Below are 16,092 nucleotides of genomic sequence, written 5' to 3'. Positions count from 1 at the left end.
GGTCGATGCCCCACCGACGGTAGAGCCGGCGAGGCATCGACACCAGTGACTACCCGATGAACGCGGGGTGACGGCTCTCCGGCCCGGCGGGCTCCGGTTCGACCGCGTCCGGCGCGGCCTGTTCCGGCGCGCCGCCGGCCCCGGGTCCGGCCGGGTCGTCCGACTCGCGGATGCCGAAGCGGCGGTAGACCGCGCCGAGCGGGCCCGGGGCCCACCAGTTCCAGCGGCCGAGCAGGCGCATGGTGGCCGGCACCAGCAGCGCCCGGACCAGGGTCGCGTCGACCACGATCGCCACGATCATGCCGATCCCGATCAGCTTGATGTACGCCATCGCGCCGGTGGCGAAGCCGGCGACCACGATGACCAGCAGCAGGGCGGCGGCGGTGATGATCCGGCCGGTGCGTTGCAGCCCGGCGGCCACCGACGCGGTGTTGTCGCCGGTGCGGTCCCACTCCTCGCGGACCCGGGAGAGCAGGAACACCTCGTAGTCGGTGGCCAGCCCGAACAGCACGGCGAGCATGAGAATCACGTTGCTCGGCTCGATGAACCCGGTCGAGGTGAAGCCGAGCAGCCCGGACAGGTGCCCGTCCTGGAAGATCCAGACCACCACGCCGAACGACGCGCCGATGGAGAGCAGGTTCATCAGCACCGCCTTGACCGGCAGCACCACCGAGCCGAACGCGAGGAAGAGCAGCAGCAGGGTCGCGCCGGCCATCAGCAGGGCCATCCAGGGCAGCCGGTCGCCGAGGCTGTCCAGCAGGTCCCGGTCGACTCCGGGCCGGCCGCCGACGAGCACCCGCGCGCCGTCCGGGGCGGGCAGGGCGCGCAGGTCGCCGACGAGGTCCCGGGCGGCGTCGCCGGTCGGCTCGCCCGGGTAGGCGACGGCGAGCAGCGTCGAGGCCCCCCGGGTCGCGGCGACCCGCACGCCGGTCACCCCGGGCACCGCCGCGATCCGGTCGGCGAACGGCCCGACCGCGTCGGCCGGCACGCCGGTGACCAGCACGTCGATCGGGGCGATGGTGCCGCCGGGGAACTGCGCGGCGATCCGCTCGGAGACCACCCGGGGGCCGGCGTCGGCCGGGAGCACCCGCTCGTCGACGCCGCCGAACTCGGCGCGCAGGAACGGGGTGGCCAGCAGCCCCAGGATCAGGGCCACCCCGGCCAGGTAGGGCACCGGGCGGCGCATCACGCTCCGCGCGATCCGGGCCCAGGCGCCGCTGGTGTCGGCGTGCGCCGGCCGCCCACGGCCCGCCCCACGCCGCCACGGCACGGGTACGCGCACCGCGTCGACCCGGCGGCCGAGCACCGCCAGCAGGGCCGGCAGCACGGTGAGCGCCGCGAGCATGGCGACCAGCACGGCGGCCATCCCGCCGAGGCCCATCGAGCGCAGGAACGGCTGTGGGAAGACCAGCAGGCTGGCCATGGCGAGGGCCACGGTGAGCCCGGAGACGAGCACGGTGCGGCCGGCGGTGGCCATGGTGCGGCGTACCGCCTCGGCGGTGTCGCGGCCGGCGGCGAGTTCCTCGCGGAACCGGCTGACCACGAACAGGGCGTAGTCGACGGCCATGCCGAGGCCGATCAGGGTGATCACGTTGATCGCGAAGATCGACATGTCGGTGACCATGTTGAGCAGCCGGACGGCGACGAACGCGCCGAGGATGGCGAGCCCGCCGACGAGCAGCGGGGTGGTGGCGGCGACCAGCCCGCCGAAGATCAGCACGAGCAGGACCAGCAGCACCGGCATGGAGAGCAGCTCGGCGCGGGTGATGTCCTCGGTGGTCTGCTCGTTGGCGTACCGCTGGAAGGCCACCGCGCCGCCGAGCTCGGTGCGCAGGCCGGGGGCGTCGAACGCGGGCCGCACCGCGTCGAACGCCTCGGCGCGGGCGTCCTCATCGACGCCGTCGAGCTGGACGAGGGCGTAGGTGGCCCGGCGGTCGGTGGACACCAGGTGGGGCGCCGGGGCGTCGTAGAAGGTGGTCACGCTGTCGATCTCGGGGCGCTGGCGCAGCGCCGCGACGGTGGCGGCGACCGGGTCGCGGAACGCCGGCTGGTCGACGGTGGCGGTGTCGCTGGACCAGAGCACGATCACGTCGGCGCCCTGCCGGCCCAACTCGGCGGTGATCCGCTCGGCCGTGCGGCTGGACTCGCTGGCCGGGTCGGCGAACCCGCCGCCGCTGAGCTGGCCGAAGACGCCGGTCCCCCAGGTAGCGCCGAGCGCCATGAGCGCCACGGCGGCGGCCAGCACGGCCCAGCGGGCCCGCACCACCGCCCGCCCCCACCAGTCGAACATCGCATTCCCCCTCACCGACCGTTTAAGGTCGTGGTCAGTAACCATGGCTCTCAGAAGTGAACGCCGTTTACTATGACTACGGTGTTCGCTCCAGTCAAGGGGGTTCACGCATGTCCGCACCGACCCGCCGGGAACGGCTACGCGCGACCACCCTGTCCGAGATCAAGGACGGGGCGCGCCGGCTGCTCGTGACCGGCGGGGTCGAGGCGATCTCCCTGCGCGCCATCGCCCGCGACATGGGGATGACCGCGCCCGCCATCTACCGCTACTTCCCCAACCTGGAGGCCCTCGTCGGCGCGCTGGCCGGCGACCTCTACGACGAGCTGCGCGGCATCGTCGAGGCGGCCCGGGACGCCGCCGGCGGGGAACCGGTCGACCAGCTCACGGCCATGTGCCGGGCGATGCGCCACTGGGCCGTCGCCCATCCCGCCGAGTTCAGCCTGATCTTCGGCAACCCCGTCCCCGGGCTCGCCGCGTTCACCGACGCCTGCGCCGACGCGGAGCGCCCGGGCGCGCGGTTCGGGGCGGTCTTCCTCGCCCCGTTCCTCACGCTGACCCGGGGCGCGGCGCTGCCCGGCCCCCCGGCCGACGTGCTGCAACAGCAGCTCGGCTGCCACCTCGCCCCGCTCACCGCCAAGCACGGCGAGCTGCCCGTCGAGGTCGCGTACGCGTTCCTGTCGGCCTGGACCCGGCTCTACGGCCTGGTCGCCATGGAGGTCTTCGGCCACCTCACCTGGGCCGTGGACTCCCCCGAGGCGCTGTTCGAGACCGAACTCGCCGCGCTGCTCGGCCAGCTGCGCGGGGCACCCGACGGCGGCCCGCCGACCGGGAACGGCGACGGCCCCCCGGCCGGGTCCGCGCGGCACTAGGCTGCCCCAGCATGAGCGAGCACAGCGGCACGACCGCGACGAGCAACGCGAGTGACCTGCCGACCCGCGCCGACGTGGTGATCGTCGGCTCCGGGCACAACGGGCTGGTCTCGGCGATCCTGCTGGCCCGCGCCGGCCTCGACGTGCTGGTGCTGGAGGCCGCCGGGGTGATCGGCGGGGCCACCCGCACCGAGAACCCGTTCCCGAAGGTGCCCGGGCTGCGCCACTCCACCGGGTCGTACCTGCTCGGGCTCATGCCCCCGGAGCTGCTCGCCACGCTCGACGTGCGCATCCCCGTGCTGCGCCGCGACCCGCACTACTTCCTGCCCACCCCGGGCGGCCCCGGGTCGCCGTACCTGCTGATGGGCAGCGACACGGCCGCCACCCGGCGGCAGCTCGCGGAGTTCTTCTCCCCCGCCGACGTGGCCGCCGACGACGCCATGCAGGCCGAGCTGGCCCAGCTGCGCGACGACCTGGCCCCCGCCTGGCTGGCCGAGCCGCTGCCGGCCGAGGAGATCGCGCAGCGGCACGTCCGGCCCGCCCTGCGGCAGGTCTTCGTCGACCTCGTGCGCGGCTCCGTCGCCGACTACCTGGCCCGCTTCGACTTCCGCTCCGAGCTGCTGGTCAGCATGTACGCGGTCACCGACGGCCTCTCCGGGCTCAACGCCGGCCCCGACGACCCCGGCACCGGCCACAACTTCCTCGTCCACAACATGTGCAGACTTCCCGGATCCGACGGCACCTGGATGATCGCCGAGGGCGGGATGGGCACCGTCTCGCGCACCTTCGCCGACGCGGCCCGCGCCGCCGGGGCCACCATCCTGACCGACGCCCCGGTCACCGCGATCACCCTCGACGGCGGCGCGGCCAGCGGCGTCACCCTCGCCGACGGCCGGCACGTGGCCGCCCGGGTGGTGCTCGGGGCGTGCGACCCGTACCGGCTGATGGACCTGCTGCCCGACGGCGCGCTCCCGGCGGAGTTGGGCGCGCGGATGGCGGCCGTCCGCCGGCCCGGCACCACCCTCAAGGTCAACCTGGCGCTGACCGGGCTGCCCCGCTTCTCCTGCCTGCCCCCCGGCGCGCCCAGCCCGTTCGGCTCCACCATCCACCTGCTGCCCGGCTCGGCGTCGCTGGTCGGCGGCGGGGGCGAGCCGCCGATGGCGGCGCTGCGCGCCATGTGGGCCGACGTGCAGGCCGGGCGGCTGCCCGCCGAGCCCACCATCGAGTGGTATTTGCACACCACCGTCGACCCGTCGTTGCAGGACGAGGCCGGGCACCACTCGTCGGCGCTGTTCGTGCAGTCGGTGCCCTACGCGCTCGCCGACGGCACCTGGGACGCGGCCCTGCCCGGCTACGTCGACCGGCTGATCGGCATCTGCGAGCGGTACGCGCCCGGCACCGGTGACCTGATCGCCGACGCCGTGCCACTGCCCCCGCCCGGCATCGAGGCGCACTTCGGCATCACCGGCGGGCACATCCACCACGTCGACAACACCGTCTCCTTCACCGACCGGATGCCGTACGCCACCGGCGTCGACGGCGTCTACGCGGGCAGCGCCGGCTGCCACCCGGCGGGCAGCGTCATCGGGGCGGCCGGCCACAACGCGGCCCGCCGCATCCTCGCCGATCTGGGGTAAGGAGGGACCCCCTGTTGACGCATCCGGTGGAGAGAGGTTCCCCTCTCACCACCCGAGGTGCGTGAACGCGGCCCAGGACACCGGTTGCGCCAACGACGCCTCGCCGCACGCCGCGGCCAACTCGGGGGGCATGCCGACCGGTGGCCGCCGGTCCGGGTCGAGCATCCACAGCTGGGCCCGGTGCAGGGCGTCGGCCGGCGCGTGGCCCTGGCGCAGCAGGTGGTGCACCACGTACATGAGCAACGACGTGCCGTCGTCCGGCACCCGCCACAGCGACCCGAAGACCGTGTGCGCGCCGGCGGCCAGGAAGGCGGTGGCCAGGCTGAACGCCTCGTCGTGATCGCCACCGGCGACATTCGTGGTGCAGGCTGCCAGGAACACCCGGCCGAGGTCGAGCGCGGCCCGGCGGGACACCTCCAGCAGCTCCCGGGCCGGCAGCGGCCCGTCGGCCAACACCAGGTGGGCGTCCGCCGGCAGGGCCGGCTCCACCCGGCCGTGACAGGCGAAGTGCAGCATCGAGGGACCCACCCCGGCGGTACGCAGCCACGACAGCACGTTCTCCCGGGTGGCCCGCCGCCCCGGGTCGGGATGCGCCGCCCCCAGGTAGTCGCCGTCGGGGTAGAACCGCTCGAACACGGCGTGGGCCTCGACACCGGCGTACCGCAGGTCGCCGAGGGGATCCCCGACGACGAGGGCGGACCGGACGGGACGGGACGGTCGCGCCGCCGTGGCACAGAGCATCCGGGCCGACGGCGTGTACGAGACCACCAGGTCGCGCATGGCGTACCGCCGGCCGGTCGCGGTCTGCTCGTACGCGGCGTGCCAGGGGACCAGCCCGAGCAGTCCCATCGGCACCAGCGCCACCCGGGCGGGCCGGCCGGGCCGCAGCGCCCGCAGGTCGTCGACGAGCCGGCCGAGCACCGCCCGCCACGCCCACCGGCACAGGTCGTCGATCCGGGTGGCGGCCACGTCGGCCCCGGCGTCGCCCACGTCGCCGCCGACCGGTCCCGCCACCCGTGGTCCGGTGCCGGTCGGTCCCAGGGCCGCCGACAGCAGCCGGCGCACCGGCGCGCCGGGTGCCACGGTCAGGGCGGGGAACTCCTGCGGGAGGATCTCACCGGTGGCGGGCACCAGGACCGCGAGCCCCGGCACCCCCGGGGCGGCCGGCACCAGATAGACCAGGGCGTCGAGGTCCAGGGCGCGGAGCGCGGCCCGCACGTCGTCGGGCCTCAGTGGAGGCAGCAGGTCGTCGAGGTAACCGGCGTCCTCCAGCGCGCGCAGCACCCGGGGACGCAGATCGTCCGGGACCTCGCTGGCGGCGACCACCGCGCCGAGCAGGTCCCCGGTGACCTGGTCGCGGCCCAGGCCGCCGGACTGTTCCCACTCCGCCGCCAGGTCGGTGCGGCCGGCCCGACCCAACAGCTCCGGGACCGTGCGGCCGGCGGCGGATGCCTGCAGGGTCAGGCTCCGGCCCGCGTCGAGGGCGGCGAGCAGGTCGTCGTCGGCCTCGTCCTGCAGGCACCACCGGATCACCCGGGTCGCGGCGTCGGCGGCCGACCGGGCCGCCTCCAGGGCCTGATCGGTGCCGGACTGGAGCAGGACGTCCCGGGCCCGGGCCCGCAGCCCGGCCAGCCCGAGCCGCCGCGCCGCCGCCCGGTCCGGATCCCCGGACCGGCGCAGCGCCTCGGCGTGGTCGCCGACCAGCTCGGCCCAGAGCGATCCCGCGGAATCGGGGCCGGCGGCACGGGCCCGGGCGAGGTACCGGGCGGCCCGGGCCGCGGCGGCCCGCTCCCGCAGCGCGGCGGCCCGCCAGAGCTCGGCCTTGGCGGCGAGGGACAGCAGCACGAGCGACATCCGGTCCGCCGGCTCCAGCCGGTCGGCGGCCCCCGCCAGGTGGTCGGCCCAGCGCCGGAGCAGCTCGTGGTCCGCCCACCGACGGGCCACGGCGAGCTGGACCGCCGCGTTCATGGCCATCGTCGCCACGGTCCGGATGGAAAGCCGCCCGGCCGGCAGTGGCACCGGCGCCCCGGCGGGCGGCAGCGGGCCATGGGTGTTCATGGCGTAGAGGCTCCGGCCGGCGTCGAGCATCGGGTCGACGATCTGGCGGACCACGCGCGACGGACCGATCCGGTCGCGCAGCCCGTCGGCCCTGCGGATCGTCTCCCGCATGGCCACGAAATCCCGCCGGGCGCCGTGCCGAATGACGTGGAAGGCGACCTCGACGAGTTCGGACTCGGCGTCGGTACGTCCGGCTTCCCCCTCCACGGCGTCGGACGCCCCGTCCAGCCGGGCGGCACCGGCGCGGAAGCTGCGCACGTCGCCGAGCCGGGCGCCCCGGGAGAGCAGCGCCAGCCTGGTCAGCCCTCGAAGGGCGGCGGGCTCGTCGAGGTGACGGTCGTTGAGCGCGGCGGCGAACCTGGTGACCCCGAAGTCGGAGGCGGACTCGGCGCTGCTGCTCGCGGCGGCGTCGTCCAGAACGCCCTCGATGAGGTCCATCGCCCCGGTGAATCCCGGCGGCGGGTCGGCGGCGGCGGTCCTGGCGATCGCGAGCAACGACCGCAGGTGGGGCAGGTCGGCGTCGTCGAGCATGATGCCGATCACAGTGCACTCCGCGTAGAGGATCAGACCGGCCAGGGTGGCCCGCTCGGTCGGCGTGGCATCGGTCGCGGCGTGCAGCGCGTCGGTGGCCTCCTGCACGACTCGGCGCAGCCGGCCCAGGCCCGGCGGCACCGAGCCCGGTTCGGCCGTCTCCTGGTGGCTCGTCGTCTCCCAGGCGACCACGAGCCGGGTCCGGTGCACGGCGAACACGGCCTCCGCCGGCAGGCCGCCGCGCAGCGCCCGGTCCAGGCAGTCGCCCGCAGCCGCCAGACTGCCGGGTTCCCGGCCCCGCTGCCAGCGCAGCAGGTGGATCTCGCCCAGCCGCTGCCAGACCGGCCCGGCCTCGGCCGCCTCCGGCAGCGCGCCGACGAGCAGCTCGACGGCCTCCGCGAGACCGTCGGACTCCTCGGTCAGCTCCGCGCGGCTGTGCAACAGCTCGGCCAGGGCCACCGCCGAGGCGGGGTCCGGGTCCTCCGCCCGCACCGTACGCCAGCAGTGGATCGCCGCCGCGACGTCCGCCGGGTCCCGGTCGAGGTCCCATCGGGTCGCGTACCCGGACGCCTGGCTGCGGTGCAGGCTGAGCCAGCCGGGTTGGCCCGGCCGCGCGGCCCGGATCGCCCGGTCGCCCACGGCGATGGCCAGGTCCAGGCAGTTGCGGTCCTCGTCGAGGCCGGTGAGTTCCAGGTATCCGGCGACCAGTTCGTCGGAGGCGACCGCGTAGCGGGGGGTCTCCGGAGGCAGGGCGGCCAGGGCGGCCGTGAGCTGCGCGACGCCCTCGTCCAGGTCCGGACGCCGCCCACCGGCGTAGTCGTAGCGGGCCAGCCGGGCCAGGCCGCCGAGCATCCGGGCGTACCGGGCCCGGTGCGGGTCGGTGTCGCCGACGACGACCTCGGCCATGGCCCGCACCATGCGGTGCACCTCGGCGTGGGCGGCCGGCGAGTCCGGTTCGAGGTCTAGGACGTGCCACTGGAACCGGTCCCAGACCTCGTCGAGCAGCTCCACGGCCACGGCGTCCCGCTCGGGGTCGTCGGACGGCCAGCCCCGGTAGGCGGCGGTCAGGTGAACCACCGCCCGGTCCTGGCTCACGGCTGGCCCCTCGGGCCGCTCGGTGGAGCCGGCGAGCACCGCTGCCACCGCCCGCCGGGCGCGCTCACCGTGGGCCAGCCCCAGCCCGTAGTGCCAGCCGGCCGCGTCGGCGTGGTGCGGAGAGCCGTGCAGGGCCCGGGTCAGCTGCTCGATCGCGGTGGCCAGGTGCGCGTCGTCCGGCTCGTCGGCGTACCGCTGCAGGAACGCCTCGCCGATCAGCCCCGCCAGCCCGGCCGGATCCGCGTCCGGCGGTGGGTTCTCCTGGTGCCGCAGCAGCAGGTCGATCCACTCGTCCGGCGGCGGCTGGTCGGGGTCGTGCGGGCCGGTCACGTCGCCACGGCCTGCCCGTCGTCGACACCGCCGGCGGGCACCGTGGCGCTGCCGGGGACCTCGGTCACGATCGGCAGGGTCAGGGTGAACCAGTCGCTCGCGGGGCCGTCGACGGCCCCGGCGTCGCGGTGCGCCGCCGCCAGGCCCAGTCGACCGAGCAGCCCGGTCACCCCGCGCGGCACCCGGCCCCGGCCCGACCCCGCCCCGGACAGGGCCGGCAGCTCGAACGCCGCCGAGCTGAACTCCTCCTCGGCGGCGAGCAGGATCAGCCAGTCGCGGGTGCGGGCACCCGGGGTGACCGGCTGGTCGTCGGGGAGCCGCAGCTCCACCGGGCGACCGTGCAGGGCGGCGGCGGCCCACCGCGGCGCGACGTGGTCGCCGGGGAAGAGGCCGGTGTGCACCCGATGGCCCTCGGTGACGTTCAGCAGGACGAAGTAGAGCTGCCGGGAGCTGTGGTTGTGCAGCCGGACGAAGACCGTCGGCGCGACCCACCGGCCCCGGTCGCGGCGGTAGCGCAGGTGGATCGCGCCGTCCGGGCCGGGCAGCAGCGCCGGCCGGTGCGCCGGAGCGGTCACCTCCGTCGCGCGGGCCTCGACGAGTTGCAGGGACACCGCCCCGGCCAGCCCGGACACCGGGTTCGTCAGCGCCCGGACCCGGCGCACCCGGGCCAGGTGTTCCACCGTGGCGACCAACCGCCGGGCTCCGTCGCCGGACACGTCGGTGGCGTCGGGACAGATCGGGGCGTCGTCCCGGTCCCGGATGCCGACCCGGCCCGGCTGGTCGGCTCGCAGCCGCAGCTGGGGCCCCTCTGCGGAGGCCGCACCGGGGACCGGTCGGACGTACGGCGACGGACCGCCGGTGGGACCGGCCGTGCCCAGCGCCGTCAGCACCAGCTCGACCGTGGGGTGATGGTCACCCTCGACGGCGACGGTGACCTGCGGGATCGGCACCCGGCTGAGCACCACCGGGTACTGCGTGTCCTCGTCCGGCTCCCAACCGATCGGGGCCACGACGCTGTGATTCGCCCCCACCCGCAGGATCCGCGCCTCGTTCTTTGTGCCGGCGACGGCCACGCGGGTGTCGTCGCCGTCGGCACCGGTCGACAGGCCGTGGCACGAGCCTGCGTCGATCCGCCACTCGTGGCGGGACCGGCGCAGCCACATCCCCGTGGCCGGTGGACGGACCCGGCCGCCGAGGAACGGCTGGTCGGCGATGCCCGGCGTCACCGGATCCAACTGCGGCACCTGCCGGGACGAGTACTGTTCCACCTCGCACCGGGCGGCGGTGAGCAACTCCCGGTAGGTCGCCGCCGGGCCGAGCCGGCGCATCGCAGCGAGCAGCCCCCAGCTGAACAGTCCGTGCCACCGGCCGTCGAGCCAGTCCTCGGTCGCCGTCTCGAACGACCGGCAGGCGGCGAGCGAGACGTACTCGACCGGTGGGCGGGCGGCGGCCTGCCGCAGCTGCGGCAGGAGCGCCTCCACCGCGGGCGCGGTGGGCAGGTCCGCGACGGACCGCTGCGGGTTGCGGGTGGCCCCGTGCGAGTGGCAACTGTCCACCACCGCCACCACGTGGCAGCCTGTGGCGGCGACCGCGCCGAGCAGGAGCAGGAGTTCCTTGTCGTACAGGTCGGGGACGCCGCCGTGGCGGCTGTCGTGGCAGAGCAGCGTCTGCAGCTTCTCGCCCGGCTCGAGGTGCCACAGCTGGGGCGGTACCGCCGCCCGGGAGCCGTGCCCACTGAACCAGAACAGCGCGGTGTCGCCCGGCCCGGCCTGGCCGAGATGCGTACGCAGCCCGTCGACCACCGCCTCGCGGGTGGCCTGCTCGTGCAGCAGCACCTCGATCGCCGGGCCCCGCTGCGCCGGGACGCGGCCCCGGAGGAACTCCGCCGCCTGCGCCACGTCGTTGCCGCAGCCCTGCAACGGGGTGACCGCCCGGTACCGGTCGATGCCGACCAACAGCGCGAAGAGCCGCCCGTTCACCCGCCCTCCCCGTGGGGCACGTGCAGCCAGCCGTGCTCGACGAACCGCTTCTCCGGCAGGTCGATGGTGACCGGCGTGAACCGGTCCGGCAGTGGGGGCACCCGCGAGTGCCGGATGACGTCCTGGTAGAGCACGTCCGGCACGCCCAGGACGAAGTCGACCTGCGGATTGTCGGTCAGGGCGGCCCGCAGGGGCGGGCTGTCCAGGATGCGGTGCACCGCGATCGCCGCGTCACCGACCCACCCGCCGTCCGCCGGCTTCATCAGGCCACGGTGCAACGCGACCCGCAGGCGCATCCGCTCCGCCTGGCGCAGGCCGTCGTTGGTGCGCCGCAGCGCCGCCGCGAGACCGCCGACGAGCCGGGGGATGACGGTCGACTCGTCGACGCCGACCGGCAACACGCAGAACTCACCGTCGCCCTGCGGTTGCACGGCCACCGCCGCCTCGTCGACGCCGGCCGCGCGGCGCGCGTCGGCCAACGCCCGGACCAGCCAGGACTGGGTGCGTTCGGCCAGATGGTGGCGACGCCGGCTGTAGCCCGCCACGTCGGCGGCAAGGCAGAGCCGGACCGCTGCGGCGGTGGGTTCGGCCCGGTCGGGCAGCTCCTCGTGGAACGGCACCGCTTCGCGCACGGTGGCCAGGCGAACGCCGCCGGGGTGTCGCCGGCCCGGCCGGACCTGGACCCGTACGCCGAGCCGGCCGGTGAGCACGGTGGTGGCGGCGGGCACCTCGATCAGGGCATGCATGCCGTAGGCCAGGGGCAGCCCGGTGCCCTCGTAGTTCCACCCGAAGCGGTGGCGCTGGGCACCGAACGACCAGGCGCGGGGCCTTCCCGCCCGGGGGGCCAGCCGGGTGAGCCAGCCGGGACGGGCACCGGCGGCGGTGGCCGCCCGGTCGGCGGCGACGGTGGCCGCCCGGGGCGGGTCGGCGTCGAAGGTCAACCCGAGGGCGCCGCCGTCGGCGTCGAGCCGAACGGCACGGGCGGCCTCGTCGGTGAGGGTGACCTCGAACCGGACCGAGGTGTGCCGGCCCCCGTCCGGCAGCGGGTCCAGGTCGAAGGCGAAGAGCACACCGTAGTACCGCTGCTCGGTGGCCCGCGCCCGGAGCCGCAGGGGAGCGGGCAGCTCGTCGGCCGGCACCGGGAAGACCAGGGGGCGGCCCAGGCTGACCGCACCCGGATCGACGCCGACGTCGGGTACGCCGTCGCGGGACCCGCCGGGGCACAGCGGCGCCCGTGCCAGTACGTCGGCCGGGCGCAGCGGCGGGTCGATCAACACCGGGAGGCCCCCGTCCGGCGTCGCCCGCGCGGCCGCGCCCCAGCGTTCTCCAGTGCAGTGTGCAAGCGATTCGCCCCCGTCTTCCCGCAGTTCTCGCCCCAACGGCAACATCGGTTGCCGCACCCGGGCGCGCGCATTCGGTCGACCCGCCGACGGATACGCAAATGTTCGGTTCCCGCGCGGTGCCCGATCATCGCCGACGTTCCGGCCGTCGCGACCGCAGTGTCCGTCAATTGACACACCGGCACGTCGCAGTCGCATCGAATCACCCATCCCCGGCCACCCGTTGCCATGGTCGACCCGAACACCCGAGGGAATCTCGGAATTATCCGGGATCCCGCGGCCCGACCCGTGCGACGCTCCACCACAGAGCGCGCGGTTAGGAGTGACATGAGGGTCCGGTCGACAGCGGCGACCGCGTCCGTCCGGTGGACACCGGCCGGGCGCCCCACCACCGACGCATTGCGGCCGGGTCACCGGTACCGCAGACTTGCCGGGTCAGTCGGCGTCGAGGGTGCCCGCGAGGTGGGAGTGGACGGTGCCAGGTCGCGCCCGCGCACATGGCCGTCGAACGGCTTCCTCGGGCGGCTACCCGAGGAGACCCGGCAGGTGCTGCTCGGTCGGGGCAGCCCCGTCCGGTTCGAGCCGGGCGAACGGCTCCTCGCCGAGGGGGCCACGAGCAGTCACGTGGTGCTGCTGACCGGCGGCCTGGTCAAGGTCACCAGCCTGGCGGAGACCTTCGAGGCGCTCCTGGCCGTCCGCACGGCCGGTGACATCGTGGGCGAGACGGCGGCCCTGGCCGAGCATCCCCGCCGCATGGCCACCGTCACCGCCTGCGGTGTGGTCACCGGCAGGCTGCTCACCGCCGAGGCGTTCCGGCACGTCCTCGCCCGGCACCCCGAGGCGGCCCGCCTGGTCACCACCATCGTCGCCGAGCGGCTGCGCTGGGCCAACCGGCGGCGCACCGACTTCCTCGCGTACCCGGCGGAGGTGCGACTGGCCCGGGCACTGATCGAGATCGCCGATCGGTACGGCACGCGGGCCGGCGACGACGGCGTCGACATAGTGGTCTCGCTCAGCCAGCCGGAACTCGCCACCCTGGTCGGTGTCGCACCGGCGACGGTCCACAAGGCACTGCGGGCACTGCGCGAGGCGGGGGTGCTCCGCTGGGGATACCGCCAGATCACGATCGCCGATCCGACAGCCCTGGCCCGGGTGGCTCAGCACGCCGGGCCCACGACCGGGGACGAGCCCGCCACCTGACGGTCCGCCGACAGGAAACGAGTCGGCGGCCGGTATCCGATCGGCCGACTCTTCGACACATTCGGTCGACGCGACGTCCGGCCCCTGCCGGCAACCATCCACAGCAGCGGAATATCACCGCGCCAAATACCTCTGCGCCACGGGGCGCGAATTCACGTCACGCACACGGGACTCGGGTCGGCTCCTCACCATCGACGATTCCGGGCTCGCGGATCAATACCGATGGGCATTCACCAGCACATCGAAACCGGGGGAGCCATGTCCGAACTGAGAGCGGTAGAGAACATTCTGCGGCAGCAACGGCGCGACCTCGTCGCCATCAGCAACGCCGTCGGCGAGGTCGGCCTGCAGGTCAACGACATCGGGATCAAGCAGCGGATCACCCAGGACCAACTGGCGACGCTCCACGGGGCTGTGCTTCGCCTCGAACAGCAGGCACAGCGCACCAAGAACCTGCACAGCGCCGAGGCCAGGGTCGGTCAGCTCAAGAACGACATCGAGCAGCAGTTCGGCCACCACAAGGTGGTCCGCCGCACGGCGGTCGGCATGCTCCGCGCCTTCGACCAGGGGCTGGTCCGGGAGGAGACCGTTCGGGCGGTCAGCGAGGAGTTGCTGGTGCAGAACTCCCGCTACTGGCTGGCGCCCGTGCTGGTGACGCTGGCCGCCTGGGCCGGCGACGACCCGCAACTGTGCGTCCGCGCGGTGGAGGAGGCCTACCAGCACTCCCCCGAGCGGACCGCGTTGTTCATGGCGCTGGTGTTGCGCCGGCAGGATCGCGGGCCGGCCGCCGTACGGTGGCTGCGGCACTACCTCGACGCCCAGGACCCGGCAGCCCTGGGCCGGGAGTTCCCGGTCATCCTGGAGGCCACCGCCCAGGGTGCGTTCGGCCCCGCCGGGCTGGCCCTGGTCCAGGAGCGGCTCGACGGGTGGCGTCGGCTCCTGCTCGACGACGAGGCGGTGATCTCCGCCCAGGTGCGGCGTTGGCGGGTCGAGTTGACCAGCCACGTCCGCGTCGACGGGCTGGACGAGGACTTCCCCAGGCTGGCCGAGGCGTCGCCGCAGTGGCCGCAGCTGCGGTTGATGCTGTCGCACGCCCAGGCGCACGGGTCGATCCTCGACCGGTACACCCCGGTGCTGGCCGCGGAGGCCACCCCGAGCAGCCGGATCGAGGATGCCGTGGACGAGCTGCTCGACCAACTGGTCACCGAGTACGACCGGGAGGAGCTGCCGTTGCGCCGGCAGCTGGCCGAGCAGGAGGCCATCGTCCAGGCCGACGGCGACCTGGCCGCGGCGGAGCAGGTCGCCCGCGCCCAGGTCGACGTCCTCGACGACACCCGCGACTACCTCAGCCTGCAGACCGACTGTGCCCTCGCCCCGCACACCCTGGCCGTCTCCGCACAGACCCAGCGGCTGGCGATGGCGGCCTGCCACGACTGGATCGGCGAGGCCCACGCGGGGTTCACCAACGACTATCGGATCGCCGCGCCGACTACCGTCGAGGTGGCCGTCGACCCGGGTGCGCTCAGCGGAGTGGCCGCGTTCCGGCCGCCCTCCTGGACGGGCTCCTTCGACCGGCCGATGGGCACCCTGGAACGCTCGCTCGACGCCCACTGGAACCGCTACGGTCGGCCCTTCGTCGACGGTCTCGCCTTCGACTGGGGCAAGAGCCTGATCGGGCCGCTGGTGGTGCTCTTCGTCGTGCTGCTGATCGGGCTTGCCGTCGGTGGCGCGGGGATCGGCCTGCTCGCCACCGCCCTGACCGGCGGCGTCTGGGCGGTGGTCCTCAAGGGTCGGGCGGAGGCCGCCGCCGCCGAGCAGGAGCGGGTCCGGAGGCTCATCGACGACGCCCGGGACGAGGCACTGCGCGGGCTGCGGGCCGCCGGCATGGAACTCGAAGCCTGGCGGGACCGGTTCACCGCCGCCGACAGCGACGCGAGCCGGGTCACCGCCCTGATCGCCGACCTGGCCACGGCGGGTGGGCCGGGAGCACCGCACGAACGTCGCGCGGTGGGCCGGACCGACAAGGGGGAGTGAAATGATCGACCGTGACGACGTTCCGGAGCCCCGACCCTGGGCCCGGCCAGCGTCCCCGCCGCCCGCCACCGACCGCCGGCGGCAGGTCGTCGAAGAGCTGCCCGACTGGGAGCCGCTGCCGCCCGGCGAGATCCTCGTGCGCCGGCCGCACCGGGCCGACCCGTGAACAGCCACGGCGACGACCTGCAGACCTGGGTGACGTTCCTGCGCCGCTGGCGCACCGAGCAGTCGGCCGCCCCCGGCGGGCTGCCGAAGCTGGTCGAGGCGGCCCTGCCCGCCGACGGTTGGGCCCGCTTCGTGGCCATGCTCATCGGCGCGCTGGACCAGCGGCTGAAACTCTGGGCGGACGGACTGCTGGCAGCCATGGCGGCCGCCGGGGACGAGTTCGAGTGGGCGCGAGCCCTGGTGCAGGGCCGCCGGGGACTGGCGTCGATCCGGGCGGTGGCCGGCAGCCCCGGGCTGCCCGAGCCGCTCGCCCGACACCTGCTCGGCCTCGTCGACGCCCAGATCGAGCTGGTCCAGCGGGCGCTGGAGGACGGTGTCGAGCAGCTGCGTCGGCAGGGCGGTGACGGCCCGCTGGTGCACGCAAGGATGCGCACGGTGCGGGAGAACCCGCTGACCGCGTCCACCGCCCCGGGTTCCGGCCCGGTCGACGAGTGGGCCACCGACCCCGCCGGACCGGCTCGCCGCCGGATCATCGTCGCCGGCCCGGCGACCCCCGACTGAGGA

At 75.0% G+C, this 16,092-nt stretch carries 10 protein-coding genes; 6 read left to right on the top strand and 4 right to left on the bottom strand.

What is annotated here, in order from left to right; genetic code table 11:
- Positions 1–49 precede the first annotated feature (49 nt).
- Positions 50–2,290: an MMPL family transporter gene (locus tag TK50_RS09300; protein WP_043962374.1), complete on the bottom strand. Its 2,241-nt coding sequence runs from the start codon at positions 2,288–2,290 to the stop codon at positions 50–52.
- 110 nt (positions 2,291–2,400) lie between these two features.
- Between TK50_RS09300 and TK50_RS09295 the strand changes: the two genes are divergently transcribed.
- Together TK50_RS09295 and TK50_RS09290 are read left to right on the top strand one after the other, a co-directional pair.
- On the top strand, positions 2,401–3,159 hold the full coding sequence (locus tag TK50_RS09295) for a TetR/AcrR family transcriptional regulator (RefSeq protein ID WP_043962373.1): 759 nt from the start codon (positions 2,401–2,403) through the stop codon (positions 3,157–3,159).
- Between the two features lie 11 nt (positions 3,160–3,170).
- Positions 3,171–4,796, top strand: a complete 1,626-nt coding sequence (locus TK50_RS09290) for a phytoene desaturase family protein (RefSeq protein WP_043962371.1) — start codon at positions 3,171–3,173, stop codon at positions 4,794–4,796.
- 45 nt (positions 4,797–4,841) lie between these two features.
- Here the strand turns inward: TK50_RS09290 and TK50_RS32100 are convergent, their stop codons facing one another.
- From TK50_RS32100 to TK50_RS32095, 3 genes are read right to left on the bottom strand one after another with little or no spacing between them, the layout of a single operon-like run.
- Positions 4,842–8,810 carry a CHAT domain-containing protein gene (locus TK50_RS32100; protein WP_052503674.1) on the bottom strand — a complete coding sequence of 1,323 codons (3,969 nt, stop codon included), beginning with the start codon at positions 8,808–8,810 and terminating at the stop codon, positions 4,842–4,844.
- Positions 8,807–10,789, bottom strand: a complete 1,983-nt coding sequence (locus TK50_RS09280; protein WP_043962370.1) for a caspase family protein — start codon at positions 10,787–10,789, stop codon at positions 8,807–8,809. The genes TK50_RS32100 and TK50_RS09280 overlap by 4 nt, the downstream gene beginning before the upstream one ends.
- Positions 10,786–12,066 (bottom strand): hypothetical protein, encoded by a 1,281-nt coding sequence (locus tag TK50_RS32095; protein WP_052503673.1) that lies wholly within the window; start codon positions 12,064–12,066, stop codon positions 10,786–10,788. Before TK50_RS32095 ends, TK50_RS09280 begins: the two co-directional genes overlap by 4 nt.
- A 609-nt stretch (positions 12,067–12,675) precedes the next feature.
- On the opposite strand from TK50_RS32095, the gene TK50_RS09270 reads away from it, so the two are divergent.
- The 4 genes from TK50_RS09270 (at position 12,676) to TK50_RS09260 (ending at position 16,089) form a co-directional block, all read left to right on the top strand.
- Positions 12,676–13,329, top strand: a complete 654-nt coding sequence (locus TK50_RS09270; RefSeq protein ID WP_158499160.1) for a Crp/Fnr family transcriptional regulator — start codon at positions 12,676–12,678, stop codon at positions 13,327–13,329.
- 258 nt (positions 13,330–13,587) lie between these two features.
- Complete coding sequence (locus TK50_RS09265) at positions 13,588–15,363, top strand: hypothetical protein (RefSeq protein ID WP_043962368.1); 1,776 nt, start codon at positions 13,588–13,590, stop codon at positions 15,361–15,363.
- Position 15,364: 1 nt separating this feature from the next.
- A complete protein-coding gene (locus TK50_RS34115; protein WP_158229388.1) occupies positions 15,365–15,529 on the top strand; it encodes a hypothetical protein in 165 nt (54 codons plus the stop codon).
- Positions 15,526–16,089, top strand: a complete 564-nt coding sequence (locus tag TK50_RS09260; protein ID WP_052503672.1) for a hypothetical protein — start codon at positions 15,526–15,528, stop codon at positions 16,087–16,089. Before TK50_RS34115 ends, TK50_RS09260 begins: the two co-directional genes overlap by 4 nt.
- Positions 16,090–16,092 lie beyond the last annotated feature (3 nt).

Origin of the sequence: Micromonospora haikouensis, from assembly GCF_000876225.1 — a bacterium.
Classification (GTDB): Bacteria; Actinomycetota; Actinomycetes; order Mycobacteriales; family Micromonosporaceae; genus Micromonospora; species Micromonospora haikouensis.
This window is presented reverse-complemented; position numbering and strand designations above follow the sequence as displayed.